The sequence below is a fragment of the Streptomyces sp. NPDC088762 genome (assembly GCF_044750905.1).
In the GTDB taxonomy this organism is placed as follows: Bacteria; Actinomycetota; Actinomycetes; order Streptomycetales; family Streptomycetaceae; genus Streptomyces.
Map to the genome: position 1 here is coordinate 272,488 of NZ_JBIVKT010000006.1, position 23,793 is coordinate 296,280.

Genomic DNA, 23,793 nt, shown 5'->3' on the forward strand with positions numbered 1-23,793 from the left:
CCCCGCCTTCGATGCGTAACGCACCTTGAGGAGCCTGATCATGAGTTATGGCAACCTGCTGCGCGAACAGATCGCCAAGCCCGGTACCACGCCGCTGATCGGCGTGTACGACATGTACTCGGCGTCCGTCGCAGCCGGCCACTACGACGGGATGTTCGTCTCCGGCTTCGGCTTCGCCGCCTCCTACTACGGTCTGCCCGACATCGGCTTCATCGCATGGCCCGACATGGTGGCCTTCGTCCAGCGGCTGCGCGGCGCCTTCCCCCGCCACCACCTTCTGGTGGACATCGACGACGGCTACGTCGACCCCGAAGTGGCCTGCCACGTCGTGCAATGCCTTGAGCGCAGCGGCGCCTCGGGCGTCATCCTCGAGGACCAGAAGCGACCGCGCCGGTGCGGGCACGCGGACGGAAAGCTGGTGCTGCCGCTGGAGGAGTACCTGGAGAAGCTCGAGATGGTGCTCGCCACGCGCAAGGACATGGTCGTCGTCGCGCGCACCGACGCCACGGAAGAGGCCGACATTCTGCGCCGCGCCGAGGCCCTGGCCGCGACGGATGCCGATGTCGTCCTGGTGGACGGGGTCCGTAGCTCGGAGTGGATCAAGCGGATCCGGAAGGTGGTCGACGGCAAGCCCCTGCTGTTCAACCAGATCGCCGGCGGCAAGTCCCCTCGTCTGTCGCTGAGCGAACTGACCGACCTTGGTGTCGATGTCGCGATCTACAGCACGCCGTGCCTGTTCGCCGCCCACCGGGCGATGGACACCGCCCTCGCCGAACTCCGCCTAGCCGACGGCCGGCTGCCCGCCGCCGAGAACGGCGAAGAGATCGGGGTCGCCGAGGCCACCCGCCTCCTGGCCAAGAACATCACCCGCCACCACGGCGTACCGTCCACACGCGAAAGCGCCCGGGCATGAACCGCGCGCGCATGCGGGCCGCCGCCTACCTGGCGGTGACCCTGATCGGTGCCGGCGCCGCACCCGCCTCGGCCGGTGAAAGCCTGATCACCGTCATCGACAACTCCCACGCCGACTCCGTCCTGGAGGTCGACCGGGCTGCCAACGTCCAAAGCGGCAGCGGTACCGCCGGCAGCGACCACGACGGCAGCGCCGTCGACATGCTCACCACCCTCGTGAGCACCGTCCACCCCGGCTAGGACCACACGTACGCACGACGTACGACGTACGACGACACCGCGGCCGGGCCTCTTCACGAGGGCTGGCCGCCGGGCCCCGGATCGACACCGCCGCATGGTCATGGAGGAGAGGCCGCGATGCGCGGCCCGGGCCTCGTAGTGGCGGAACACGGCGACGATCAGCCCGTCCAGGATCTGGGCGCTGGCCCGCCGCCGCTCCCCCAGCGGATCGGCCCTTCGTCGCCACCTGACGGCTCTCGTGCGTCCGGGCTCACGCGGCGCCGTCGGCCTTCGGGCGTTGTCATGCGCCGGCGAGACCAGGGGGAAAGAGGGAGCGGGATCAGTGAGAGGATTGGGAGGGTGACGGCAAGAACCAGTGACATCGAAAAGGCAGCCGGTGTGCTGCGCGCCGGAGGCCTGGTGGCCTTCCCGACCGAAACCGTCTACGGCCTGGGCGCCAACGCCGAGGATCCCGCCGCGGTCGCACGCATCTTCCAGGTCAAGGGGCGCCCGCCCTCGCACCCGCTGATCGTCCACATCGGCGGCGCGGAGCAGCTGGCCGACTGGGTCGAGGAGGTGCCCGCGACGGCGCGCCTGTTGGCCGAACGCTTCTGGCCGGGTCCGCTGACGCTGGTCCTGCGGCGCGGTCGCCGGGTGCCCCTCGAAGCGACGGGTGGCCTGGAGACGGTGGCCGTGCGCGTGCCCGACCATCCCGTCGCGCTCGCGCTGCTGTCGGCTTTCGGCGGCGGTGTGACGGCCCCGTCCGCCAACCGCTTCGGCTCGGTCAGCCCCACCACGGCGGACCACGTCCGTACCGAGCTCGGCGATGGAGTCGACTTCGTGCTGGACGGCGGGCCCTGCGCGGTCGGCGTCGAGTCAACCATCGTCGATGTCACCGGCGAGGTCCCCAGCATCCTTCGGCCTGGCGGTGTGACGCGCGAGGACCTCGAGGCGGCGCTGGGGTACCCGCTTGCGGTCCCTACGGCGAGCCGCGTGCGGGTGCCGGGCCAGCATCCGTCCCACTACGCGCCGCGGGCGCGGGTGGTCCTCGTCGAGCCCGAGCAGGTCGTCGCCGAAGCGGAGCTCGCGCAGGAGCGGGGGCACCAGGTCGGCGTCTTTCTGCCTGCCTCCTTCGCCGACGCTCCGGTGAAGGCGCACGCCGTGGTTGCGGTCCCCGGCTCGATGGCCGCCTACGCGCGCGGGCTGTACGGGTTCCTGCGCGAACTCGACCAGCAAGGGTGCGACCTCATCGTCGCGTCCTTGCCCGTGGAGGAGGGGATGGGACTTGCCATCGCCAATCGCCTCCGCCGCGCCGCCGGACCCCGGCCCTCCTCCATCGGCAACGCCTCTCGTCAGTGATCACGGCTCCTCACCCGTGCAGGCCTCGCAGTCCGCAGTAAGGGTTAAGGCCGGCACGAGGTGGAGCCTGACCGGAGCTCCGCCGGCCATGCGCGGGGTGACGTCGCTGCGCAAGGCCCGCGGAGCTCCGGTCACGTGGAGTCGACGGTGACATCCAGGCCGCGGGTGGTGACCAGGTGGGCGCTGCCGTCGACCAGCCGGTAGGACGGCCCACCACAGCGGTTTGTCCGGTACGTCACGTACGGGCCCGGTTGCGGCCACCCCGTCCTCCACGGCGGAGCGGGTGGCCGCGACCGCACCGCAAGAGTCGTGGCCGAGGACCATCGCCAAAGGACAGTTCAGCACGCTCCGCCACGAACTGGCCTCCTGACCCCCGCCGCGTCGATGGCCGGCGCGAAGGCCGCCGTGGGCAGGACCCTCACGATGGCCGACGGCGGCCATCCGGGCACCGACCTCCTCATACCGCACCGCCGCACCCCGGGCGAAGAGTTGCCGGCCTGGAAGCGCGAGCACAATAGCTCGCACAAACAGGAGAATCAGTCGAGGCAGAACTCGTTGCCCTCGATGTCCTGCATCGTGATGCACGACTCGTTGACGCCATCGGCGCGCTGCGTCAGCACGTGTTTCGCGCCGAGCGCCATCAGCCGTGCGCACTCGGCCTCGAGTGTGGCCAGGCGCTCGTCACCCACGAGCCCTGTGCCGACCCGCACATCAAGATGCACCCGGTTCTTGACGACCTTGCCTTCGGGAACTCGCTGGAAGAGCAAGCGCGGGCCCACACCCGAGGGATCAGCGCACGCGAAGTAGACCTCGTCCTCAGGCGGCAGCGAGTGGTGGTACTCCTCCCACGTGGCAAAGCCCTCCGGGACTGTCGGTACGACGTACCCCAGCACCTCGCACCAGAAGGCGGCGAGGCGCGCAGGTTCCGCGCAGTCGAAGGTCACTTGGAACTGTTTGATCGTTGACATCGGCGCACGATAACAGGGGCCCTGCTCATCTTCCCGGGCGGGTGGATCGACGCGGTGCCCCACCCGTACCGGTCCGTCACTCCACGCCAGCCGACGGCCAGGCGGGGACGCCGTCGGGTGTGGTGTGGTCGGCCGCCTCCGCCGGGCGGATGGAGGAGTCGGTGACGAAGTGGGCTTGAACGTCGGCAGGCCGACGGTGCCATGGGGAGCCAAGACCGTTTCGTTTTCCCGGGGGGAGGGCGAGCGGTGCGCGGTGGTCAGCTGCCGGGGTGCCACTGGTGGTCGGGCAGGAAGGTCACGTCGTATTGCTCGGGGACGGTGCGGAACTTGCCGGGGTCGGGGACAACGGGTTCTCGGGGCAGGGTGAGCGCGTTGGCAGGGGCGCCGAAGTTCTCGAAGAACCGCTCGAAAGTGCCGCCTGGGCCGGCGGCCACGCCGACGATCCGGCTGTGGTGGCGCTCTATGCGGTAGGCGTGCGGGCAGTTCTTGGGTACGAAGCCGAAGTCGCCCGGGGTCAGCAGCTTCTCGTGCTGGTTGCCCTGCAGGTCTTCGACGAACAGGCGGACCGCGCCGTCGGTGACATAGAAGACCTCGTGGGTGTCGGAGTGGGAATGAGCCGGGATGATGTCGCCCTTGGGCCCCTCGACGGTGAAGAAGTTGAAGGTGTTCTCGGTCTGCTCGCCGCCCGCATACACGGTGACCAGGTCGCCGAAGAGGTGGGCGCGGTCACCGTGCCCCTTCTCGATGAAGTAGGGCGTGCCCGGCTCAGGGGGAATGTGGGAGCGGGTGCGGTAGCGGGTGGTGTACTCGATCGTCATCTCGGTCTCCCGGTCGTGGAAGGAGTGGACGCCCGCGGGCGGAGTCGCCGGGGGCGCGCTCGTACGCGCGCAGTGGTGGCGCGGGAAGCGGCCAGGTTCGCGCCTGCCTGAGCATGCGGACACCCGCGTGCGGAACGCCGTACCGCTCCGTTGGCACCACGTGCCGGGCGCGCTCTGACCGCATTCACGCTAGGTCCAGCCGCCGCCCCGACCGCCTACACTCGGGACACGTCATGAAGAAAAACGGACAACATTTGCGGGGCTCAGTCCCGGGGGACATCGCGGCCGTCCCCTACCGTCCGACGCCGGGCACCCCGCCGGGGATCGAAGTCGTGCCGCTTGACCGGCTCGCCGAACGGGCCCGCAGCCACGGCATCGACCCCTACCGCCCCAGCCGCCCGGTCTTCCACCTGCTCATTCACGTCCGGGTCGGCACCATCCACTGCTCGGTCGACTTCAGTACCCACGCGATCGGGCCAGAGGACTGGCTGTGGGTGCGGCCCGGGCAGGTCCTGCAGTTCCTTGCCCCGTTGGAGGACACCGAGGGCACCGCGGTCGTCTTCCCGGACGGCTTTCTCGGCGACACCACCACCGCGCTCACCAGCGACGCCGGAAGCATCCGATCCGGTCACATGACCCCCGCCGCCCGGCAGGCCGAGTCACTGTGCCGCATCCTCGGCGCGCTCGAAGACGAATACGCCCACCTGTCCGACCTGCCCTTGACGGCCCACATCGCGACGATGCGGCACCTGCTGTCCGTCCTCTTGATTCGTCTCGGCCACCTGGACGGTGCCGCAGTCATGGGGGGTGCGGCCGGCGAGCCGTTCCGTCGCTTCCGCGAGGCCGTCGAGCAGGACTTCCCCCGGACTCGCCGCGTCGAGGACTACGCCGCCCGCCTCGGCTACAGCGTGCGTACCCTCACCCGCGCCACACGCGCGGCCGCCGGATGCGGAGCCAAACGCTTCATCGACGACCGGGTACTTCTGGAAGCCAAACGCCTCCTCGTCCACACCGGCCTGACCCCTGCCGCGATCGGCGACCGCGTCGGCTTCACGCACGCGACCGCTTTCAGCGCCTTCTTCCGACAGCACACCGGTACCACCCCCACCGGCTTCCGCGCCCTCGCCGCCGGCACACCCGCCTCCGGGGATTCGGGCACCATCGAGGGCCGCACCGTACACGCGTCACCTGCATAACGGTCGTCACCGCCGGAAGGGCCGCTCCTGGCGACAGTCGGCTGCTGGGATGCGCGGGCCGGCCTCTCGGCCGGTCGAGTCGGCCCCGGGGGCGTACTCCCAGCCATCGGCCGGCGAACGCCTCGCCCCGCGCTCCGCAGAGGCCTACGGCACATCAGAGCTCGCTCCCCTCTCATCGGATGCCTCACCACCACCGCCACCGGTCTGACCCTGAGCCGTCTTCAGGTGATACCGGGACACCTGCGCCGGCCCCGCACTCTTGTCGGGTCCGGAGATCTGACAAGGTTTAACCTGCACCGAAAGCGACGTGGCGATGCACGTGCGTCCATCCCAGACGGCCCATGACCGAGGTCTCTCCACCGAGGAGAGGAGGCAACCGGGCCTGTCTGCGTCGCCAGACCCAGGAGGGAAGCATGGATCCGGAGAACGCCGAACCTCGCAGCCACGTGGAGATGCGCTCGGAGCGGGAGACACGTGTCGTCGTGATGACGGGCGAGTTCGACATAGAGAATGTAAGTGAGCTACGGGCGGCACTGGATCCTGAGACACCTGGGATCGCGCGCTTTGTCCTGGACGTGTCGGGGGTGACTTTCGCGGATTCCACCGCGCTGAGCATCATGCTGCAACCCGCACTGAACAGGCCGGTAGTTCTGGTGGGTGAGGTCCCTGACAGGCTGGCCCGTCTGCTCGAGATCACGGGGGCTGACCTGGCTTTCGCCTTCGCTCCGACCATGGCCGAGGCGCTGGCGACCACGCTTCCGAGGACGCGTCGCTGAGCGGTCGTGGGCTGGGTTCAAGCGCCACGTCCCGCGACACCGTCCGCTCCGTCCACGAGCCGGCCGGGCTTGTCGGCGATGTACTCGGCCGTGCTCGCGGGGCGGACGGCGCCGTATCGGGGAGGCCCGGCCCGTCTGCTCGGCTCCTCGACCGGGGACCTGATGGGTCTGATGGCTCGTCACGCAGCACCGGGCGGCGGCACCATGGAGGCCCCAGGGCAGCTGTAGCATCAGCGCCTCCTGCGTTGTTGCCTGACTGAGGAAAGGCAAGTTTCCCCATGGCTGATGAGGCGTATCTGTTTCTCCTTCCGGCCGGGCTTCCGCGCCTCGGGGCTGCTTTGGGCTCTGTGGGGGCGCTGGAGTGTGCGGAAACTCCCGCTGTGCGGGGGTGGCTGCAGGCGCACGGCGTCTCAGCCTCGTCAGAACTGGTCAGGGTGGTACCGGCCGGGTCCGGTGGACTGATCCCCGAGGACGCGGAGCGCTTGCCCATTCCGCTGAGCAGCGTGGAAGAGGCGCGCGTCCAACAAGAGTGCGCTCCCTCGGCCGTTACGGACGTGGAAGCCGAACTCCTCGAGTTCCGGAACGCCACCGATGGGTGGGAAGCCCTGGTACAGCGGGCACTTACCACGGGGATTCCCGCCCCCCGCATCGCTCTGCTCACCGGTCTCGACGTCCGAGAGATCGCCCGGCTCATTCAAGCCTGACGGGGCAGCGCGAGAGCAGGCCTGCGGCAGCCGGAGCGGGGCCGTCTGCCGCTCTCCTGGTTTTTCGTGCCCCGCTGCAGCGCCCCGGTGCGCCACCGCGCGTGTGCCGCTCCCACCCCTCCCCGAGCGGCAGCGCCCGGGCGTGCGCTTGAGCGTTGAGGGCTGGCCTGCCGACCGCATGTACGGCTGGGCGAGGAGTGGCCTGATCAGGCCTGATTAGCCGCAATTCCCCGGGGCAATGGCTTGTCGGAGTTCCCAGGCGGGGACAGCTGTGCGTATATTTGCCGTACGACAACTATTGCCGTGCATCAACTCTGGGGCGCACGCCGGGCGCCGGGCACAGCCAGTGAAGGGAGACCCGCGTGGTCAGCAGTACGGCCGGTGCGGCCGATGTCCGACGTCTCGTCGTGGAGTCGCTGAAGGGCCGGGCCGACGACATAGCTGACCGCTGGGTTCTGCTCCAGCTGGAGCGCGCACCCATGGACCCTGCGAACAACGAGCGCGACCTGCGCTACGAGGCCGACACGCTGGCCTCTGCGATCGTGAGTGGTCTGGACGGCCCGTCGCCGGTCGACCAGGTCGTCACCGAGCACCGCGAACTGCGCGAGGCGGTCCGGGACCTCTCGCTGCGGCGGGCACGGGCCGGTGCGACGCCGACCGCGATCTCGCTGTCCGTACTGGCGCTGAAGGAGGTCCTCCTGGGTGTCGTCCAGGAGACCGTCGACGACGCTCACAAACTGCTCGCCGCGGCGCTGCTGATCAACCAGCTCCTGGATGCCGCCGGCGCACTGTCCTTCGCGACCTACGTCGAAGGCCGCGAGGACATCATCCGGCGGCAGAGCCGGCAGCTGCTGGAGGTCTCGACACCCGTCGTCCGCCTGTGGCGGCAAGTCGTCGCGGTGCCGCTGATCGGCACCCTGGACACCGCGCGCACCCAGGTGGTGATGGAGAACCTGCTCCAGGCCATCCAGGACGAGGACGCACAGGTCGCGATCATCGACATCACCGGGGTCCCGACCGTCGACACCGCGGTGGCCCAGCACCTGATGCAGACCGTACGAGCGGTGCGCCTGATGGGTGCGGACTGCGTCATCAGCGGGATCCGTCCCACCATCGCGCAGACCATCGCGCAACTGGGCATCGACCTCTCCGAGATCCTCACCCGGGCCACGCTCGCCGAGGCCCTGTCGGAAGCCATGAAGATCACCGGCGGTTCCGCGCCGGCGCCGCGAGCCCCGGTCGTCCGATGACGGCGCACTCGTCGGCCGTGCCGATCCTGCGCCTGGGTGATGTCCTGATCACCGGACTGCTCAATGAGCTGGACGACAAGTCGGCCGTCGCCTTCGCGCGAGAGCTCACCGAGCGGATCTCCGCCGATCGGGCACGGGGCGTCCTCATCGACATCTCCCGCCTGGAGATCATCGACTCGTTCGTGGCACGCAACCTGATGGAAGTCACGAGCATGGCCCGCTTGCTGGGCGCCCGGGTGATCGTCGCGGGGATGCGCCCCCCGGTGGCCATCACCCTCGTGGAGCTGGGACTGGAACTGACCGGCGTCGAAACGGCGCTACACGCCGAACAGGGCATGGCCGCGCTGGGCTGGACCCGCACCCCGCCGCCCCGGGAAGGGGCACCAGATGACACCGCTGGCTGAGGGCAAGCGGACCAGGGACGACCTTCCGGACGCGGCGCAGCCGGCCGTCTGCGACGACGAACCCGTTCGCATCCCGCTGGCCACGGAGGACGACCTGCTCACGGTCCGGCACGCCGTCCGGTCCGCCGCGGTGGCGGCCGGCTTCTCCATCATCGACCAGACCCGGGTGATCACCGCCGCCAGCGAACTCGCGCGCAACGCCTACGTCCACGGCGGCGGCGGGAGCCTGGTGGTCGACTCCGCGCGGGCAGAGGGACGCACCGGGCTGCGCCTGACGATCAGCGACCGCGGACCGGGCATCCCCGATCTGACGGCCGCCCTGACCGACGGCTACAGCACCGGGGTGGGCCTGGGCCACGGGCTGGGCGGAGCGCGCCGCCTGATGGACGAGTTCGAGGTGCGCACGGAGCCGGGCGTCGGCACGACGATCATCACCACGCGGTGGCGGCAGTGACATCCGGTGGGCGCGTTCCGGTCACCAGGACCCTCAGGGGGGTCCTGGCCGGCAGGGGGCGTGCTCCGGACGGCGCCGACGGGGCGGTGGCAGCGGCGGCAGCGGCGGCAGCAGCAGCTCGGACCACACGATCATGAGCAGGCTGTTCTGGGATCTGGCGCAGCTGCGCGAAGAGGTGCGCAGCCTGGCCATGGTCTACCGGCTGCCCGCCGACCTGCGGGGACGTCTGGTGCTGTCCGTCACCGACGTGGCGGCCGGAGAGTTCGAGGCCGGGCATCCCGTCACGCTGACCACCATCCGCGACGTGTCCGGGACGGCCGCCCACGTGGCCGTAACGCTGACCGCTCCCCGGGCAGGGCGTCCCTTGCAGGTCGACGGGCTTGCGCTGGCGGCGCCGGCCACGTCCGGCAACTCGGTGACCTGGAACATCACACGGCCGGTCTCGGCCACACCGTTTCCCGGCGGACCACAGGGGCCTGACAAGCCCGGGCCCGGCTCGCTGCCTGATCAGGCGAGAGCAGCCGATGAGGAGCTGCGTGCCGCCCTCGCCCTGGCTGACGGGCTCGCGGCCGAACGCCGACGGCTCAAGCACGAACTGGCGGAGACCGACGCCGGCGTCCTGGCCCTGTACGTGCAGCTGGAAGAGCGGGAGGAAGAGGCCCGTCAGGCCCACGGACGGGTGCTGCGGGAGCTGGAGGACGCACTGCGCCCGGCGCCACTGCAGGTCGAGGGCGTGGAGCTGGCCGTGCACTACGCACCGGCCGATCCGGGCGCCCCGACAGGCGGCGACCTGTATGACTGGTTCACCCTGCCGGACGGGACGCTCCACATCACCGTCGTCGACGCGCTGGGCCACGGGGTGCGCAGCACCCGGACTGCGATCACCGTGACCCACGCGGTACGCACTCTGGCGCTGGAGGGACATTCCCTGAACTCCATCCTGACCCGCAGCCACGACATCCTCATGTCCTTCGATTCCGATGTGATGGCGACGGTGCTCCTGGTCCGGCTGGATGTCGTCACGGGGGAGCTTCAGGTGGTCAACGGCAGCCATCCACCGCCCGTTCTCGTACGGACGAGCGGAGTGGCCCGATACCTCGAAGCACGGGGAAGAGGCATCGGTTACCCCTCCCCCGGCAGTGAGGGAGTACGCAGGGAACGATTGGCCCCCGGTGACCTGCTCCTGCTGTACACCGATGGCCTGACCGAAAGTCGCAAAGATCTGATCGAAGGTGAGCGCAGGCTCATCACGTCTGCCCGGAAGCATGCTCACCGCCCTCTGGGCGAGGTGCCTGCCGCCATCGCCGCGGACATGCACTCCGTCGTCCTCCACGCGGACGACACGCTCGCCCTGGCCGTGCGGATCACGCCGCCGTGACCTGGGCGGCGCGCACCGCCTCGCCGGAACCGGGCTGACAAAAGGCCATTCGGATGAGACAGTGGTGCGATGCCGCCCGCCTCTGGATTGCCAACCCTTTACCCTCAGGGTGTGGCGTTTGAGGCGTCCATTCTTTTGGAAGCGCTGGAGCTCCTGTGGGATCGCGCCCAGGAAGCAGTACTGCAGCCCGTGTCCGCTTCGCAATGGCGAGCGCTCATCGTGATCGGTGCGCGGGACGGCGTCAATTTGCGTGACTTGGGTGAGGCGCTCGGCTCGACGCCCCCCTCGGTGAGCCGACTCTGCGACCGGCTGGAGGCGGCCGGTCTCGTCCACCGCTCGCGGGCCACGGCGAGCCGCCGTGAGGTGGAAGTACGGCTGAGCCGCAGCGGCCGCGACGTCCTCACCTCCGTGCGCGAGGCACGGGCGAAGCAACTCGAAGCGGTCCTCACCCAAATGCTCCCGGCGCAGCAGCGGGCCCTCATGGAGGGTATGGCCGCCTTCCGAGGTGCTGCCGTCGAGGGAACACCGGACGCTCCCGAAACATCCCAGGCCGGCGCCAGCGACATCGCCTGACCTGGCATTGCGCTGTGCTCTCCGGGCCGGGCTCTGAACAGAGCACCGCAGAATCCGGCGCGGCATTCATGTGGCCCGGGCATGCCGCAGGCGGCGGGTGGAAGACTCCAGGAGACGAAGTCTGCTTGCGACAGCCGGTGCACAGCGTGTGCGGGCGATGAGGGAAGAGGCATGAGCGAGGATTCCGGTGTCTGGCTGGGAGCTGCCGAAAGGGCCTTGCGGGCGGCGCCCCCCACCGCCCTGCTGTCGGCAGCGGAAGAACTGCTGAGCCGCCACCTGGGCGCAAAGGCTGTGACCCTGCTCCTGGCGGATTACGGTCTCACCTTGCTGCAGCCCGTTACCCGGCTCCCCCACACCGGCCAGGAAGTCCCTGTCCGCGACGGCGCGCCGGCCGGCCGGGCCTTCGCAGTGGGCACCCCCATCGTGGAGGTCACCGACGAGCCCGGCATGGTCGTCGCCCACCTCCCGGTCACCGTGCGCGGTGACCGGCTCGGAGTGCTGTCCGTGCGTCTTCCGGAGCCGCTGAAGGGAGCGTCGGCGGTGCTGGAGATGGCGGAGTTCGCCACAGCACTGGGACACGAGCTGGTGGTGGCCGATCGCAACACCGACCTCTACCTCCAGGGCCGGCGCCGTCGGCGGCTGACCCTCGCTGCGGAGATGCAGTGGCAGCTGCTGCCGGGACGCGGATTCGCCGTGTCCGAGTACACGCTGGGCGGCCATCTGGAGCCTGCGTATGCGATCGGCGGTGACAACTTCGACTGGAGTGCCACCGATGACACGCTGAGCATCACGGTCACCGACGGCCAGGGTCACGGTATCGACGCGGCCCTTCTGACCAATCTCACCATCAACGCGCTCCGCAACGCCCGCCGCGCGGGCATTTCACTGGAGGACCAGGCCTGCCTGGCCGACCAGGCGATCTACGCCGAGTACGGCGGCAAGCACTACGCGCCGACTCTGCTGTTGCGCATCGATCTGGAGACCGGGCAGGCCCACGGCATCGATGCCGGGTCTCCCCAGTTGTTCCGGCTCCGCCGTGACATCGTCGAACAGGTGACGTTCGAGGCCCAGGCCCCGCTGGGGATGTTCGAGGAGACCGACTATCGGCAGGAGCCGTTCCGCATCCTGCCCGGCGACCGGCTCGTCATCGTCAGCAGCGGCGTCCACGGCTCGTCTTCCCAGGAGTACGGCCACGACTTCGGCGAGCGAGCCTTGCGCGAGACCATCGCGGCCACCCGTACCGCTTCCCCCCACGAGGCCGCCCGCGCGGTGGTCGACGGTCTGGTGCAGCACCGCCACGGCGCCGAGCTGGTGCAGGACGCGGCCGTGGTGTGCCTTGACTGGCGAGGTCGCCCGTAGCCGCTGGATGATTCCTCCCGGTGGGTCGCAGGCGAGGCGTCATCGTCCGTGGCCGCGCCCGGGTGCATCACCGTCCGGAGGGTGTGCGGCGCGGGTGAAGGCACGCAGACCGGCCAGGAGGAGGTCCCGTTCCTCGTCCGGCATGTTCCGCAGCACGTCGTGCAGGTCCTCTGCGCGCCGTTCCGACAGGAACAGCAGAGCGTCACCGCCGTCTTTGGTGAGGGAGAGCCCGATCTCGCGGCGGTCAGTGGCGGCCCGGTCGCGGCGCAGTAACCCAGCGGCTTCGAGCCGGTCACACAGCCTGCTCGCGGCCGGAACGGAGGCGCCGACCATCTCGGCCAGCCGGGAGAGGTTGACTCCCGGGGAGCGCCGTACGGCCAGCAGTGCCCGCACCTGCAGGGCCGAGAGGCGGGGGGCGACGTTCTGGCCTGCGCGGGTCCAGCAGTCCACCAACGCCTCGGCGGCGTCGGCGACCTCACGGGACACCTCGTACAGAGGATCCTGGGCCGATTCCGCGCGGTCCATAGTGGCGGTCACTCTCCATGAGCAGGTGCAATGCCCCCAGAGGCCGCCGGCAACCGCCACCGCCTCTACGCGGGATCTCCCGCGTCTGCCCTCTCTGACGAGAGTATGCCCGGCCGGGGCCACCACATCCCGTTGTATGCCGACGACACCACGCTGCAGCGCACCATCACTCGGTCACCGCAGTCGCCCGGCGGGGTGCTGCCGTGATCCGGATCGCCGGCCCGAAGGGGTCCCCGGAAGGCCGGTCTCATGAGCCGCCGCCCCTGCGGGAGACGCCGGAAGTTCAGTGCGGCTCCTGCCGGCCGAACCAGTCCATGCACATCACGAGGGCGTCGTCTTCCGCATCCGCATCGCGGTAGGCGGCCAGTTCCCGCAGGATTCCGCTCGGGACGGCGGCGGCCGGCAGGAGGCTGGTGGCGTGGACGGCCCGCGCGAGCGCCCGCTCGCTGTACGCCTCACCTGCCGCGGAAGCAGCCGCGTACACGCCATCGCTGACGAAGACCAGCCGGTCGCCCGGGCGCGCCTGAAAGTCCTGCGCGACGTACGGGGTCTCCTCGAACATTCCCAGCGGGAACTGCGCCTCGAACTCGACGCGTTCGACCGTCCGGTCCCGGTAGCGCCACAACTGGGGCGAGCCCGCGTCGACCACCTGACCGTTGCCGGTTGCCACGTCGAGCGAAATCAGAAGAGTCGAGACGTACTCCGCTCCGCGGTAGCGGCCGTAGATGGCCTGGTCGGCCAGCGCCGCCTGGTCGGCGATCCCGATCCCGGCTCGACGGGCGTTGCGCAGGGCGTTGACCGCCAGATTCGTCAGGAGCGAGGCCTGGATCCCCTCCCCCATCCCATTGGTGACGGTGAGCGTGAGGTTCTCCGCCGTGGAGGACCAGTCGAAGTTGTCGCCGTGGATGTCGTACGCGGGCTCCAGCTGCGCCCCGATCGCGTATTCAGGGTGGGAGCAGGAGCGTGCGGGGAGCAGCTGCCACTGCATCTCCGCGGCGAGGGTGAGCCGGCTGGCGCGCCGTGCCTGGAGGTAGAGGTCCGTATCGCGTTCGGCCACGACGATCTCGTGGCCGAGCAGCTCCGCGACCTCCCGCAGCTCTTCCACGGTGTCCGGGGTGCAGTCGGCCTCGGCCAGGCGCACGGTGAGGATACCGAGGCGGTCCCCACGGACGGTGACGGGCAGGTGCAGGTCCACGGCGTCGTCCTGAGCGGCGTACTGGCCGTACGGTTCCTGGCTGCCGAAGGCCCGGCCCTCCGCGCTGGACTGCACCGGGAGCGGCTCCGCGGTGTGCGGCAGGGACGTCACCGGCTGCAGGACGGTGAGGCCGTAGTCGGCCATCAGCAGTTCGACCGCCAGCGCGCCGAAGTGCTCCACCAGCGCCTCACGAAGTCTGCGCAGGAGGTCGTGGGGCGCCGCGGTACGCAGCGCGCGCTCCACGGCCGGCAGGTTTGTCATGACGTAGGCCATCCCTTAATGGAAAAACGGACCGGTTGGACGGGGCCGCAGTGACGCCTCAAGGGCAGCGTCGCATCGAGGGGACCCGGCGATCAGAGCGACGCCGAGCCGACCGAAGCCTGGAGAGGACAACAGGCGGTACTCAGATGCCTAAAAACTTGCCATGCGACAACTATTAACTCTACCTCCCCCACGCGGGGGAAAGCGCCTCCCCAGCAGGTTTTCACCGGCCGGGCACACCAGGTCGTCCGCGCCCTGATCTCCCGTGCGGCTTCCACCTCAAGGCCTGGAAGGGGGGAGGCGAGCGGTGTGCGCTTCCCTGCGGCGCACCGCCGTGCCTATATTTGCCTCACGACAACAATTCCCCTGCGGCAAGTTTTGGCGTTACGTCGCCGCCTCACCACCAGCCCGAAAGGTGCCTCGTGATCAGCAGCCCGGCTGATGTCCGGCAACGCGTGACCAGCTCGCTGGAAGGGCGTGCCGAGGACATCGCCGACCGGTGGGTCCTGCTGGAGCGGGAGCGAGCCGCTCCAGGCGGCGCCATCATCGAGCGCGGGCTCCGCGATGAGGCAGATGCCCTGGTCACAGCACTTCTGGCTGCCTTGGACAGCACTCTGCCGCTCGAGCAGGCGGCGAGCTCGCACCCAGGGATGCGCAGTGCCGTCAGGGACCTGTCCCTGCGCCGGGCGAGGACCGGCGCCTCGCCCACCGCCACCTCGTTGTCCGTCCTCGCCCTCAAGACCGTGCTCTTGGAGGTCGTCGGGGAGTCGATCGACGACGCCGGACACCTCCTCTCCGCGGCACTGCTGTTGAACCAGCTACTGGACGCCGCGGGCGCGCTGTCGTTCGCCACTTACGTCGAGGGCAGGGAGGAGATCATCCGGCGCCAGAGCAGACAGCTGTGGGAGGTCTCGACCCCTGTCGTACGGCTGTGGCAGCGGGTGCTGGGCGTTCCCCTGATCGGCACCCTCGACACCGCCCGCACCCAGGTGGTGATGGAGAACCTCCTCCAGGCCATACAAGACGATGACGCGCTGGTGGCGATCATCGACATCACAGGAGTGCCCACCGTCGACACCGCGGTGGCCCAGCACCTGATGCAGACGGTCAGGGCAGTGCGCCTCATGGGGGCCGACTGCATCGCCAGTGGGATTCGGCCGGCCATCGCACAGACCGTCGCACAGTCGGGCATCGACCTCCTCGACATCCTCACCAGAGCCACACTGGCGGACGCGCTGGCCGAAGCGATGAGGATCACCGGTCGTTCCGGAGCGCTCCCCCGGTCGGATCAGGACTTCCGATGAGGCGGCACACCCATGCCGTACCGGGACAAGACCGCCGCGGTCTTCCCGAGCTGACCGGTGTCGAACCCGCGTGGGGCACGGAGCAGGGCCTGGCGGCCCTGGGATGGCACCACAACCCGCAGCCCCCGGAAGGGGCACCACATGAAACCTCTCGCTGACAACAGCGGCAAGACGAGCACTACCGACACCACTGGCACCACCAGCACCTACAGAGCAACCGGTTCCGACGAGGCCGGACAGTCCGTCCGTCTCTCGGTAACCACGGAGGACGACCTGTTGACGGTCCGCCATACGGTGCGATCCGCCGCCGTGCAGACGGGATTCGGGATCGTCGACCAGACCCGTGTGGTCACCGCCGCCAGCGAACTGGCGAGAAACGCCTACATCCATGGCGGAGGAGGGAACCTGCTCATCGAGCACACGCATGCTCCGGGCAGGTCGGGGCTTCGGCTGACGATCAGGGACAACGGGCCCGGCATCCCCGACCTCGAGGCCGCTCTGATGGACGGATACAGCACGGGCGCGGGTCTCGGCCACGGACTGGGCGGGGCGTGTCGACTCATGGACGAGTTCCACGTGCACTCCTTGTCCGGCCAGGGCACGACAGTGATCACAACGAGGTGGACGCACTGATGACCCCTTCTTTTTCTTTCCCGCCGGCGACCCGCCACGTCCGCATCGACCACCACAGCGCCGTGCACGACGCCGCCGAAGCCGCCCGGTCCCTCGCACGACAATGCGGCCTGCCCGGTGCCATGCCGGATCAGGCGGCCGTTCTCGCCTCCGAGCTCGCAGGAAACCTCGACAAGCACGCCATTGACGGCAGCCTCTACCTCCAGCCGCTGCCGCTGGGCGGCGGCCTGGAGATCATGGCCGCGGACCGCGGGCCGGGCATGCCCGAACTCGAGCGCTGCCTCACCGACGGCTACACCACCAAAGGCACGCTCGGCGCGGGCCTCGGCGCCGTACGCCGCATCGCCACCGACCTCGCCATCAGCACGCGGACCGACAGCGGAACCCTGATCTGCGCCCGGCTCACCCTTCCCGACGAACGCGAGGCGGCCCGCGAGGCCGTGGGGATCCTCAGCCTGCCCGCGGCGAACGAAGAGCAGTGCGGGGACGCGGCCGCGATCACCGACGCCGCGGATCTGCGCACCGCTGCCGTGGTGGACGGCCTCGGACACGGCCCCGAGGCGGCCGAGGCCGCGCAGGCGGCCGTCCGAACTTTCCGCGCCACCGCCGAACGCCCCCTCACGGAGATCATGACCGCCATGCACCGAACCCTGCGTCACACCCGCGGCGCCGCCGTCGGGCTTCTGCGGCTGAACGCCGGTGAGGCCGAGTACTGCGGCATCGGAAACGTCCGAGCCGTGGCCCTCAGCCCGAACGAGGTCCACCACCGGCTGACCGGCCAGCCCGGTACGGTCGGCTGGCGGATGCCGGCGCCCCGTACGCACGGCATCCCTCTCACCGCCGCGACCACTGTCGTACTCCACAGCGACGGCATCGACCTTCGCTGGGCTCACACCCCACCCGCCCATTTCCTGCGCCTGCCGGCTTCCCTGCTCGCGACCGCTCTCGTACACGGCTACCACCGCACCCGTGACGACGCGACCGTGGTCGCGGCCCAGCCCCGCGCCGCACGCTCATGAACGGTGAGACCTTCCACGATGTGACGGTCCTGCGCCAGGCCGTACGCGCGCTTGCCCGTTCGTACCGGCTGCCCGCCGACGTGCGCGGCCGCCTGGTCCTGTCCGTCACGGAGCTGGCCACAGCGGAGTTCGAGGCCGGACATCACGTCGAGCTCACCGCCGCCTACGACAGCGGTAGCGGACAGGCCGACGCCCAGCTGGTCGTCACACTGATCGCCCCGCAGGCAGTCACGGCCCTCGCCTGTGACGGCCTGGCACTGCCTGCCCCCGCCACCACGGCGAACTCCGTCACCTGGCGGACCGCCCTGACCCACACCCCCGGCCGCCGACCCGACAACCGCAACCCCGGCCGGCTGCCCGCCCCTCGTCAGGGAATGTCGCCCGCCCCCTGGACCGAGGCCGACGAAGAGTTGCGCGCCGCACTCGCGCTCGCCGACTCGCTCGCAGCCGACCACCGGCTCCTCAAGCACGAACTGGCCGAGACCAATGCAGGCGTCCTGGCCCTCTACGTACAACTCGAAGAACAGGAGGAGCAGCTGCGCAGCGCCCACGGCCGGGTGTTGCGCGAACTCGAAGACGCGCTGCGCCCCCCACCACCGCAGATCGAGGGACTCGAACTCGCCGTCCACTACGCACCCGCCGACCCGGCCGCCCCCACCGGCGGAGACCTGTACGACTGGTTCGCGCTGCCCGACGGGACCGTCCACGTCACCGTCGTCGACGCCCTGGGCCACGGTGTCACCAGCACCCGCAGCGCCATCACCGTCACCCACGCCGTGCGGGCGCTGGCACTCGAGGGTCACTCATTGCAGTCGCTCCTCGCGCGCACGCACGACCTCCTGAGGCCCATCGACGCGGACCTGATGGCCACCGTGCTCCTGGGCCGGCTCAACCCGGCCACCGGAGAACTGCAATTGGCCAACGGCAGCCATCCACCCGCCCTCCTCCTGCGGACCGACGGCACCACGCAGTACCTGGAGGTGAAAGGCAGGGGCATCGGCTTCCCCTCTCCGGGCAGTGACGCCGTACTGACCGTCCACATCGCGCCGGGAGACCTCCTGCTCCTGTACACCGACGGGCTCACGGAGAGCCGCAGGGACATGCTCGAAGGTGAGCGCAGGCTGATCCAAGCCGTGCGCGCCCACTCCCACCTCCCGGTGGCCGACATCCCCAGCGCGATCGCCGCTGACATGCACACCGTCGTGTACCACGCCGACGACACCCTGGCCCTGGCCTTCAGAATGAGACAGCCGAACAGGTGACCCGGACTGCGTTCACGGCCGGGTGGCACACCCGCTGCGGGCGCGTGGGCGCACGTGAGCGGGCTGGCAAACCCTCGCAGGGGTGACTAGATTGGTGCGATGCCGCACGCCTTCCCGCTGCCATCCCTTTACCCTGAACAGGTGGCTCTCGAGGCATCCGCTCTCCTGGAGATGCTGGACCTGCTTTGGGGCCGCGGTCAGGAGGCCCTGACCGCCGTGCCGCCGTCCCAGCTGCGCGCGCTCACCGTGATCGACGAGCGCGAGGGCGTGAACCTGCGCGACCTGGGCGAAGCGCTCGGCTCGACGCCCCCTTCCATCAGCCGGCTCTGTGACCGGCTGGAAGCCGCCGGCCTCATCCAGCGCTCCCGCGCCACGACCAACCGGCGGGAACTGGAGGTACGGCTGAGCCGAGGAGGGCGGGCCGTCCTCGCCTCCGTACGCGCTGCCCGGGCGAGCGAGCTCCAAGCGGTCCTTGCCCGGATGTCGCCCGCACAGCAGCGAGCCCTCTTCGAGGGCATGAGCGCCTTCCACCGTGCCGCCCTCGGCCACGTCGGGGTCAACGACGAAGCTCCCGCCGCGAAAGGCGTCTGCGACATCGCCTGACCGACACGAGTTCAGTTGACCGGGGCAAACCACATCCTTGCGGAGGTTCCCCCACACCTCGTCCCGTTCAGCCGGACGCGGCTGCCCGGCCGAACCAGTCCATGCACAGCACCAAGGCGTCGTCCTCCGCGTCCGCGTCGCGGTGCACGGCCAGTTCCTGCAGGATGCCGCGCGGCACCGCAGCGGCCGGCAGCAGACGGGTGGCCTGGATGGCCCGCGCCAGCGCCCGCTCGCTGTACGCCTCCCCGCCGGCGGAAGCGGCCGCATACACACCATCGCTGACAAAGACCAGCCGGTCACCTGGCAGCGCATCAAACTCCTGCGTCACATAAGGAGTCTCCTCGAACATGCCCAGGGGAAACTGGGCCTCGAACTCGACGCGCTCCACCGATTTGTCCCGCAACCGCCACAGCTGCGGAGAACCGGCATCCACCACGCGCCCGCGCCCCGTGGCCAGTTCAAAAGACAGCAGGAGCGTGGAGACGTATTCCGCGCCGCGGTAACGGGCATAGATGGCCTGGTCTGCCAGAGCGGCCTGATCGGCGATGCCAATGCCCGCCCGACGCCCGTTGCGCAGGGCGTTGATGGCGAGATTGGTGAGCAGCGAGGCCTCGATCCCTTTCCCCATGCCGTTGGTGACGGTCAAGGTGAGGGTCTCCCCGGTGGTGGACCAGTCGAAATTGTCGCCGTGGATGTCGTAAGCAGGCTCCAGTTGGGCGCCGATCGCATACTCCGGCCGCGCACAGGAGCGAGCGGGCAGCATCTGCCACTGCATCTCCGCCGCCAGGGTGAGCCTGGAGGCCCGGCGCGCCTGAAGGTAGAGATCGGTGTCCCGTTCGGCCACGATGATCTCGTGCCCCAGCAGCTCTGCCAGCTCCCTCAGTTCGGCGACGGCTTCGGACGTGCATCTATGCTCGGGAAGGCGCACCGTCAAGATTCCCAGCCGGTCGCCCCGTACCGTGACCGGCAGATGCATGTCCACAGCCCCGTTCTGGGCCGCGTACTGGCGGTAGGGCTCCTGACTGGCGAACGCCCTCCCTTCGGGGCTGCTCTGTACCGGCAGCGGCTCCCCGGTGTGGGGCAGGAAAGTCACAGGTTGGAGGCACGTCAGGCTGTAATCCGCCATGAGCAGCTCCACCTCCATCGCCTCGAAGTGCTCGACGAGCGCGTCTCGGAGCGTCCGCAGAAGGTCATCGGGGGCTGCCGCGCGTACCGCGCGCTCCACGGCCAGGAAGTTCGTCATGGTGAGGGCCATTCCTTCGAGACGTAAGGGGAAATCGGACCTGTCGCCGCGCGTCGGCGCGCGCAGAGCCGTTCGCGCCCGAGGTGTCCGCACCACCACCATGCCGAGCGCGTATCACAGCTGCTGGGAGGGCAGGCAGGCACGCCAATAGTTGTCATGCGACAACTATGAATGCTACCTGCTCCGACCCTGAAGATCGGCCGACGATCCGCTGCCGGAGGGGCATGACGCCAGCTCACGGCACACCCAGCAGACCGGGGCCCTGCGCCCGGCCCCGGCCGGCCGGCAGCCGCAGACAGAGTGGGAATGCGCACCTTCCGCCGCGCAATAAGATCCACGCCGCTACGCCCCTGCGCCGGGCTTACGCCTGGGGGTCGCCATGGCGATGCAGGCGGGCACGGATGGTCTTTCCCCCATGCTCTTCATGCGTCACTGTGACGTGGCTCGCCAAACGGCGCACCATAGGCCAACCGAACCCGCCCGCACCGCCGTTCAAGTCAGGGGTGCGCATGAGCGGGAAGAGAGGGCTGGCGTCGCGCACGAAGACGTCGATGTGATGCTCGGCGGCGGCCAGTTCCAGAAAACACATGCCGCCTGCATGGCGCAGCGCATTGGTGACCAGTTCGGAGACCACCAGCACGACCGTGTCGCCCACATCCGGTTCCACAGCCGGCTCCAGACGTTGCAGGAACGCGCATGCCCGCCTGCGGGCCTCCGCGACAGCTGCCGGCCGGCGCACCGAGAGGCAGACGACTTTCGTTGCCGTCACAACTGACGTGTTTGTCTCCTCGTGGTTCATGCGGCTCACCCCGTCTCTGCTCGTCCGTTTGCGGTGGCTACTACTTCGAAGCAGTTGCCCGAAATTACACGTACTTAACACGGGGGTCGAGTGATCGTCTACCTGTGAGTTCATGGAACCTGGAGCATCCAAGCCAGAGGATTGAAGGCTCCGGAAAGGGAATGGCCGACCTTTGAGGACTTATCAGTCCAGCAAACCGCAGGCGGCGCCAAAGACTGTCTCCAGCCCCGCCGCGTGCAACAAGAGTACGAATTGGTCGTTGAACAAGTACAAGCGAAGAGCACGGCATGGCCCCTACTCCGGAGCGACTACCGGGCCTTTGACGACGCGTTCCGCCTGGGAGTTCACCCACCTCGGCGTGCCCACCAGGCCCACCACCCTGACCACTCCCCTCGCCTCCTGGAGGCTTCGCCAGGGCTCCTTCCTTGGCCAGTGTTGCCGGTTGCACTCACCCGTCGTGTTTAACGGCAAGATTTTTGGTTACAGAATGTAGTGACAGACACTCAGCACCCGACGAAAGGCAGGAACATGACCCTCGTTACCGGTCTCATCCTCGTCGCGGTCGTCGCCCTCATCATCCTGTTGGTCGCGGCCCCTTCGGCCCCCTCGCGGCGCAACCCCTTCCCCGGCCGCGGACGTTCCGGCACGCACAGGCTGAACACCGTCCCCCGGCAGCACCGCGCGGGCCGTTACCACACCCCGTAGCGACCTGCGTTGTGGCGGGCTCACTCCCCATCCCCCTCGCGGGGAGGGGGAGTTCTCCCGTTTCCGGACTGCGATAGACGGACAGCCCAAGGGCCGCTTCGACGAGCGCGAGTTCAGGTCCGGGCCGTCCGACCACCCGACGCCGACGCGGTTCGCGCGGCCTGACGCCGAACAGCCGCTGCCCACGCCGGCGTTGAACCGGGGGGCGACCGGCGACCCATAACAGGGCTCACACCATCTCAAAGTCCTCGAAGTCAAAGCCGGGAGCGACGACGCATGACACCAGCGCCGCCTCACCGCCCGTCGGCTCAGCCGTCTGCCACGTGCCGGCCGGTACCAGAAACTGCGGCTGCTCCCCGGCCTCGACGCCGGGTCCCAGAACGGAGGCCGTCGTTTCCCCGGGTGTGTCCCCATTGCCGCCGAGCCTGATCGCGAGCGGCCCGCCCCGGTGCCACAGCCACAGCTCGTCGGAACGCACCCGGTGCCAGCGTGAGACCTCGCCCGGGTGGAGCAGGAAGTAGATCCCGGTTGCGAACGGACGCCTGCCTGCATACCCGTCCGGTACCGCTTCGGGCTCTGTGCGCCAGGTACGGCGAAACCAACCGCCCTCAACGTGCGGCTCAAGTCCCAGCTGTGCGACCAGTTCAGAAATCTCGCTCATGGCTGAACATCCTGACGCACCGCAACCCATCGTGCCGGCGATCCCGCCCTGGCCCCGGGCTGCGGCACGTGCGCGGGCGCCGCAGCCCGGCGCACCGTGTCGGCGGGCCGGGCACCTGTCCGTTTTATCCGACGGCAATGTCGTCAGCAGGCCAGTGAGTACTGGGCCTCGGCCAGGCGGCCGGCCACGCTGCCGCTCGACCACCACAACGGCCGAATGGCCGGGTCCTCTCCGCCGAGGAGCACACCCAACTGCCGCTCCACGCAAAGTGGTTGACAGGTGATTCACGACAACGCTTGGATCTAGCACTCGTAACGACCCGACACCTACAGGGGGAACGCTTGATGAAGCGCAGCACGGTGGCAAAGGCCGGTATGGCTCTCGCGGCGAGCGTCATCATCGTTGGGGGCACGGCGGGCTCGGCCTCCGCAAGCGGAAGCAATGTGACCATTTCCCGGACCTGGGGCACGGCGACGTTCAAGACCTACGGCGACGAGCTGTGGGTGAAGGACCTGTCGGCGGACGGATACTCCGTGCACGCCAAGATCCAGCGCTGGCAGAAGGTCAACATCGACGCGTGGAGCTGGGTGGACCACCGGACCGGCTGCTACGACACGACCACCAAGAACGACACGACCGACGGCTACTCGTTCTGCGACTACGACCTGAACGAGAACGACACGGTCCGGGTCTGCATCGTCCGCTCGAAGGACGGCGTCCGCTACGGCGACTGGGTCTGCAGCGCCGAGACGCAGGCCTGATTCCTGCCGCCTTCGCGGCCCCGCCCGCCTCGCCACCGGTACGGTCATTGACCCCCCGGTTGCGTCCGGTCCAGGGTCCGCGCTGAAGCCGATGGAGGTCGATCGGGTGGGTGCGGTGCTGGGGCGGTGCGGACGGCTGCAGAGCACGGGACCAACGGACGGGATGGCCGCCGGGCCGCAGGTGAGCCCGGGACCGTCGCGAAGGGGCACCAGCCCGGGCCCGGATGCGGTTCGTCGTGCTCCAGGGGATCGTGCGTGCAGGTTCTGCCGCAGACGACCGCGTCGGCATGACCTTGCGCAGCGATCTGTGTCGTATTTCCCGACCTGGTGGGGGGTGTAGTGGGGCGCGGGGTCGCTCGTCAAAGCCCGACGAGGAGAGCTTTACGAGGATCGAGGAGCGAGGCATCGGCGTCCAAGCGACCATGGGCACGGAGCAACTCGAGAACGTCCTC

The 23,793-nt window shown here is 69.3% G+C and carries 26 protein-coding genes and 1 pseudogene; 20 read left to right on the plus strand and 7 right to left on the minus strand.

Annotated features, from left to right (window positions below):
• Positions 1-40: 40 nt before the first annotated feature.
• The 4 genes and pseudogenes from ACIP5M_RS17455 to ACIP5M_RS17470 all read left to right on the plus strand — a co-directional run.
• A complete protein-coding gene (locus tag ACIP5M_RS17455) occupies positions 41-913 on the plus strand; it encodes an oxaloacetate decarboxylase (RefSeq protein WP_401197771.1) in 873 nt (290 codons plus the stop codon).
• Entirely contained in the window at positions 910-1,152 is a 243-nt protein-coding gene (locus ACIP5M_RS17460) for a hypothetical protein (RefSeq protein ID WP_401197773.1), read from the plus strand. The genes ACIP5M_RS17455 and ACIP5M_RS17460 overlap by 4 nt, the downstream gene beginning before the upstream one ends.
• Before the next feature lie 339 nt (positions 1,153-1,491).
• Positions 1,492-2,490, plus strand: a complete 999-nt coding sequence (locus tag ACIP5M_RS17465; protein ID WP_401197776.1) for an L-threonylcarbamoyladenylate synthase — start codon at positions 1,492-1,494, stop codon at positions 2,488-2,490.
• 387 nt (positions 2,491-2,877) lie between these two features.
• Positions 2,878-3,021 (plus strand): annotated as a pseudogene (locus ACIP5M_RS17470) (IS5/IS1182 family transposase); the annotation flags it as partial.
• A gap of 5 nt (positions 3,022-3,026) precedes the next feature.
• Here the strand turns inward: ACIP5M_RS17470 and ACIP5M_RS17475 are convergent.
• Positions 3,027-3,458 (minus strand): VOC family protein, encoded by a 432-nt coding sequence (locus ACIP5M_RS17475; protein WP_356891372.1) that lies wholly within the window; start codon positions 3,456-3,458, stop codon positions 3,027-3,029.
• Between the two features lie 257 nt (positions 3,459-3,715).
• Positions 3,716-4,276 (minus strand): quercetin 2,3-dioxygenase, encoded by a 561-nt coding sequence (locus ACIP5M_RS17480; protein ID WP_401197778.1) that lies wholly within the window; start codon positions 4,274-4,276, stop codon positions 3,716-3,718.
• Positions 4,277-4,509: 233 nt separating this feature from the next.
• Here ACIP5M_RS17480 and ACIP5M_RS17485 point away from each other — a divergent pair, with 233 nt between their 5' ends.
• From ACIP5M_RS17485 to ACIP5M_RS17525, 9 genes are all read left to right on the plus strand, one after another.
• Positions 4,510-5,472: a helix-turn-helix domain-containing protein gene (locus ACIP5M_RS17485; RefSeq protein ID WP_401197780.1), complete on the plus strand. Its 963-nt coding sequence runs from the start codon at positions 4,510-4,512 to the stop codon at positions 5,470-5,472.
• 413 nt (positions 5,473-5,885) lie between these two features.
• Positions 5,886-6,248, plus strand: coding sequence for an STAS domain-containing protein (locus ACIP5M_RS17490; protein WP_401197781.1), 363 nt, complete (start codon positions 5,886-5,888; stop codon positions 6,246-6,248).
• Positions 6,249-6,526: 278 nt separating this feature from the next.
• Positions 6,527-6,952, plus strand: a complete 426-nt coding sequence (locus ACIP5M_RS17495) for a DUF6003 family protein (RefSeq protein ID WP_401197783.1) — start codon at positions 6,527-6,529, stop codon at positions 6,950-6,952.
• A 362-nt stretch (positions 6,953-7,314) separates the two neighbouring features.
• The gene (locus ACIP5M_RS17500) at positions 7,315-8,202 is read left to right on the plus strand and encodes an STAS domain-containing protein (RefSeq protein ID WP_401197786.1); all 888 of its coding nucleotides are present in this window, start codon (positions 7,315-7,317) and stop codon (positions 8,200-8,202) included.
• Complete coding sequence (locus tag ACIP5M_RS17505) at positions 8,199-8,606, plus strand: STAS domain-containing protein (protein ID WP_401197788.1); 408 nt, start codon at positions 8,199-8,201, stop codon at positions 8,604-8,606. Before ACIP5M_RS17500 ends, ACIP5M_RS17505 begins: the two co-directional genes overlap by 4 nt.
• Positions 8,590-9,060, plus strand: a complete 471-nt coding sequence (locus tag ACIP5M_RS17510; protein ID WP_401197790.1) for an anti-sigma regulatory factor — start codon at positions 8,590-8,592, stop codon at positions 9,058-9,060. The genes ACIP5M_RS17505 and ACIP5M_RS17510 overlap by 17 nt, the downstream gene beginning before the upstream one ends.
• A gap of 133 nt (positions 9,061-9,193) precedes the next feature.
• Complete coding sequence (locus ACIP5M_RS17515) at positions 9,194-10,438, plus strand: PP2C family protein-serine/threonine phosphatase (protein ID WP_401197793.1); 1,245 nt, start codon at positions 9,194-9,196, stop codon at positions 10,436-10,438.
• Positions 10,439-10,549: 111 nt separating this feature from the next.
• A complete protein-coding gene (locus ACIP5M_RS17520; protein ID WP_401197796.1) occupies positions 10,550-11,011 on the plus strand; it encodes a MarR family winged helix-turn-helix transcriptional regulator in 462 nt (153 codons plus the stop codon).
• A gap of 171 nt (positions 11,012-11,182) precedes the next feature.
• Positions 11,183-12,370 carry a PP2C family protein-serine/threonine phosphatase gene (locus tag ACIP5M_RS17525; RefSeq protein WP_401197799.1) on the plus strand — a complete coding sequence of 396 codons (1,188 nt, stop codon included), beginning with the start codon at positions 11,183-11,185 and terminating at the stop codon, positions 12,368-12,370.
• Between the two features lie 39 nt (positions 12,371-12,409).
• On the opposite strand, the gene ACIP5M_RS17530 is transcribed toward ACIP5M_RS17525, so the two are convergent.
• Positions 12,410-12,907 (minus strand): MarR family winged helix-turn-helix transcriptional regulator, encoded by a 498-nt coding sequence (locus tag ACIP5M_RS17530; RefSeq protein ID WP_401197802.1) that lies wholly within the window; start codon positions 12,905-12,907, stop codon positions 12,410-12,412.
• 271 nt (positions 12,908-13,178) lie between these two features.
• Positions 13,179-14,351 (minus strand): PP2C family protein-serine/threonine phosphatase, encoded by a 1,173-nt coding sequence (locus ACIP5M_RS17535; protein WP_401197804.1) that lies wholly within the window; start codon positions 14,349-14,351, stop codon positions 13,179-13,181.
• A gap of 422 nt (positions 14,352-14,773) precedes the next feature.
• On the opposite strand from ACIP5M_RS17535, the gene ACIP5M_RS17540 reads away from it, so the two are divergent.
• The 5 genes from ACIP5M_RS17540 (at position 14,774) to ACIP5M_RS17560 (ending at position 19,172) form a co-directional block, all read left to right on the plus strand.
• Positions 14,774-15,655, plus strand: a complete 882-nt coding sequence (locus tag ACIP5M_RS17540; protein WP_401197807.1) for an STAS domain-containing protein — start codon at positions 14,774-14,776, stop codon at positions 15,653-15,655.
• A 141-nt stretch (positions 15,656-15,796) separates the two neighbouring features.
• Positions 15,797-16,288: an anti-sigma regulatory factor gene (locus ACIP5M_RS17545; protein ID WP_401197810.1), complete on the plus strand. Its 492-nt coding sequence runs from the start codon at positions 15,797-15,799 to the stop codon at positions 16,286-16,288.
• Positions 16,288-17,307, plus strand: coding sequence for a SpoIIE family protein phosphatase (locus ACIP5M_RS17550; RefSeq protein ID WP_401197812.1), 1,020 nt, complete (start codon positions 16,288-16,290; stop codon positions 17,305-17,307). The genes ACIP5M_RS17545 and ACIP5M_RS17550 overlap by 1 nt, the downstream gene beginning before the upstream one ends.
• The gene (locus ACIP5M_RS17555) at positions 17,304-18,569 is read left to right on the plus strand and encodes a PP2C family protein-serine/threonine phosphatase (RefSeq protein ID WP_401197814.1); all 1,266 of its coding nucleotides are present in this window, start codon (positions 17,304-17,306) and stop codon (positions 18,567-18,569) included. The genes ACIP5M_RS17550 and ACIP5M_RS17555 overlap by 4 nt, the downstream gene beginning before the upstream one ends.
• Positions 18,570-18,668: 99 nt before the next feature.
• Positions 18,669-19,172, plus strand: coding sequence for a MarR family transcriptional regulator (locus tag ACIP5M_RS17560; RefSeq protein ID WP_401197815.1), 504 nt, complete (start codon positions 18,669-18,671; stop codon positions 19,170-19,172).
• A gap of 67 nt (positions 19,173-19,239) precedes the next feature.
• Here ACIP5M_RS17560 and ACIP5M_RS17565 read toward each other — a convergent pair whose 3' ends face one another.
• Together ACIP5M_RS17565 and ACIP5M_RS17570 are read right to left on the minus strand one after the other, a co-directional pair.
• Positions 19,240-20,415 carry a PP2C family protein-serine/threonine phosphatase gene (locus ACIP5M_RS17565; protein ID WP_401197817.1) on the minus strand — a complete coding sequence of 392 codons (1,176 nt, stop codon included), beginning with the start codon at positions 20,413-20,415 and terminating at the stop codon, positions 19,240-19,242.
• 361 nt (positions 20,416-20,776) lie between these two features.
• On the minus strand, positions 20,777-21,214 hold the full coding sequence (locus tag ACIP5M_RS17570) for an ATP-binding protein (RefSeq protein WP_401197819.1): 438 nt from the start codon (positions 21,212-21,214) through the stop codon (positions 20,777-20,779).
• 528 nt (positions 21,215-21,742) lie between these two features.
• Between ACIP5M_RS17570 and ACIP5M_RS17575 the strand changes: the two genes are divergently transcribed.
• Positions 21,743-21,919, plus strand: coding sequence for a hypothetical protein (locus ACIP5M_RS17575; protein ID WP_401197822.1), 177 nt, complete (start codon positions 21,743-21,745; stop codon positions 21,917-21,919).
• Positions 21,920-22,148: 229 nt separating this feature from the next.
• Here the strand turns inward: ACIP5M_RS17575 and ACIP5M_RS17580 are convergent, their stop codons facing one another.
• Complete coding sequence (locus ACIP5M_RS17580; protein ID WP_401197824.1) at positions 22,149-22,580, minus strand: cupin domain-containing protein; 432 nt, start codon at positions 22,578-22,580, stop codon at positions 22,149-22,151.
• A gap of 443 nt (positions 22,581-23,023) precedes the next feature.
• On the opposite strand from ACIP5M_RS17580, the gene ACIP5M_RS17585 reads away from it, so the two are divergent.
• The gene (locus ACIP5M_RS17585; RefSeq protein ID WP_401197826.1) at positions 23,024-23,341 is read left to right on the plus strand and encodes a hypothetical protein; all 318 of its coding nucleotides are present in this window, start codon (positions 23,024-23,026) and stop codon (positions 23,339-23,341) included.
• The last annotated feature ends 452 nt before the right edge of the window (positions 23,342-23,793 follow it).

Excerpts from the sequence above, each read along its gene's own strand:
- ACIP5M_RS17455 (WP_401197771.1), top strand. The coding sequence starts at position 41 with ATGAGTTATGGCAACCTGCTGCGCGAACAGATCGCCAAGCCCGGTACC.
- ACIP5M_RS17460 (WP_401197773.1), top strand. The coding sequence starts at position 910 with ATGAACCGCGCGCGCATGCGGGCCGCCGCCTACCTGGCGGTGACCCTG.
- ACIP5M_RS17475 (WP_356891372.1), bottom strand. The coding sequence starts at position 3,458 with ATGTCAACGATCAAACAGTTCCAAGTGACCTTCGACTGCGCGGAACCT.
- ACIP5M_RS17480 (WP_401197778.1), bottom strand. The coding sequence starts at position 4,276 with ATGACGATCGAGTACACCACCCGCTACCGCACCCGCTCCCACATTCCC.
- ACIP5M_RS17485 (WP_401197780.1), top strand. The coding sequence starts at position 4,510 with ATGAAGAAAAACGGACAACATTTGCGGGGCTCAGTCCCGGGGGACATC.
- ACIP5M_RS17490 (WP_401197781.1), top strand. The coding sequence starts at position 5,886 with ATGGATCCGGAGAACGCCGAACCTCGCAGCCACGTGGAGATGCGCTCG.
- ACIP5M_RS17495 (WP_401197783.1), top strand. The coding sequence starts at position 6,527 with ATGGCTGATGAGGCGTATCTGTTTCTCCTTCCGGCCGGGCTTCCGCGC.
- ACIP5M_RS17505 (WP_401197788.1), top strand. The coding sequence starts at position 8,199 with ATGACGGCGCACTCGTCGGCCGTGCCGATCCTGCGCCTGGGTGATGTC.
- ACIP5M_RS17510 (WP_401197790.1), top strand. The coding sequence starts at position 8,590 with ATGACACCGCTGGCTGAGGGCAAGCGGACCAGGGACGACCTTCCGGAC.
- ACIP5M_RS17515 (WP_401197793.1), top strand. The coding sequence starts at position 9,194 with ATGAGCAGGCTGTTCTGGGATCTGGCGCAGCTGCGCGAAGAGGTGCGC.
- ACIP5M_RS17525 (WP_401197799.1), top strand. The coding sequence starts at position 11,183 with ATGAGCGAGGATTCCGGTGTCTGGCTGGGAGCTGCCGAAAGGGCCTTG.
- ACIP5M_RS17535 (WP_401197804.1), bottom strand. The coding sequence starts at position 14,351 with ATGACAAACCTGCCGGCCGTGGAGCGCGCGCTGCGTACCGCGGCGCCC.
- ACIP5M_RS17545 (WP_401197810.1), top strand. The coding sequence starts at position 15,797 with ATGAAACCTCTCGCTGACAACAGCGGCAAGACGAGCACTACCGACACC.
- ACIP5M_RS17550 (WP_401197812.1), top strand. The coding sequence starts at position 16,288 with ATGACCCCTTCTTTTTCTTTCCCGCCGGCGACCCGCCACGTCCGCATC.
- ACIP5M_RS17555 (WP_401197814.1), top strand. The coding sequence starts at position 17,304 with ATGAACGGTGAGACCTTCCACGATGTGACGGTCCTGCGCCAGGCCGTA.
- ACIP5M_RS17560 (WP_401197815.1), top strand. The coding sequence starts at position 18,669 with ATGCCGCACGCCTTCCCGCTGCCATCCCTTTACCCTGAACAGGTGGCT.
- ACIP5M_RS17565 (WP_401197817.1), bottom strand. The coding sequence starts at position 20,415 with ATGACGAACTTCCTGGCCGTGGAGCGCGCGGTACGCGCGGCAGCCCCC.
- ACIP5M_RS17570 (WP_401197819.1), bottom strand. The coding sequence starts at position 21,214 with ATGAACCACGAGGAGACAAACACGTCAGTTGTGACGGCAACGAAAGTC.
- ACIP5M_RS17575 (WP_401197822.1), top strand. The coding sequence starts at position 21,743 with ATGACCCTCGTTACCGGTCTCATCCTCGTCGCGGTCGTCGCCCTCATC.
- ACIP5M_RS17580 (WP_401197824.1), bottom strand. The coding sequence starts at position 22,580 with ATGAGCGAGATTTCTGAACTGGTCGCACAGCTGGGACTTGAGCCGCAC.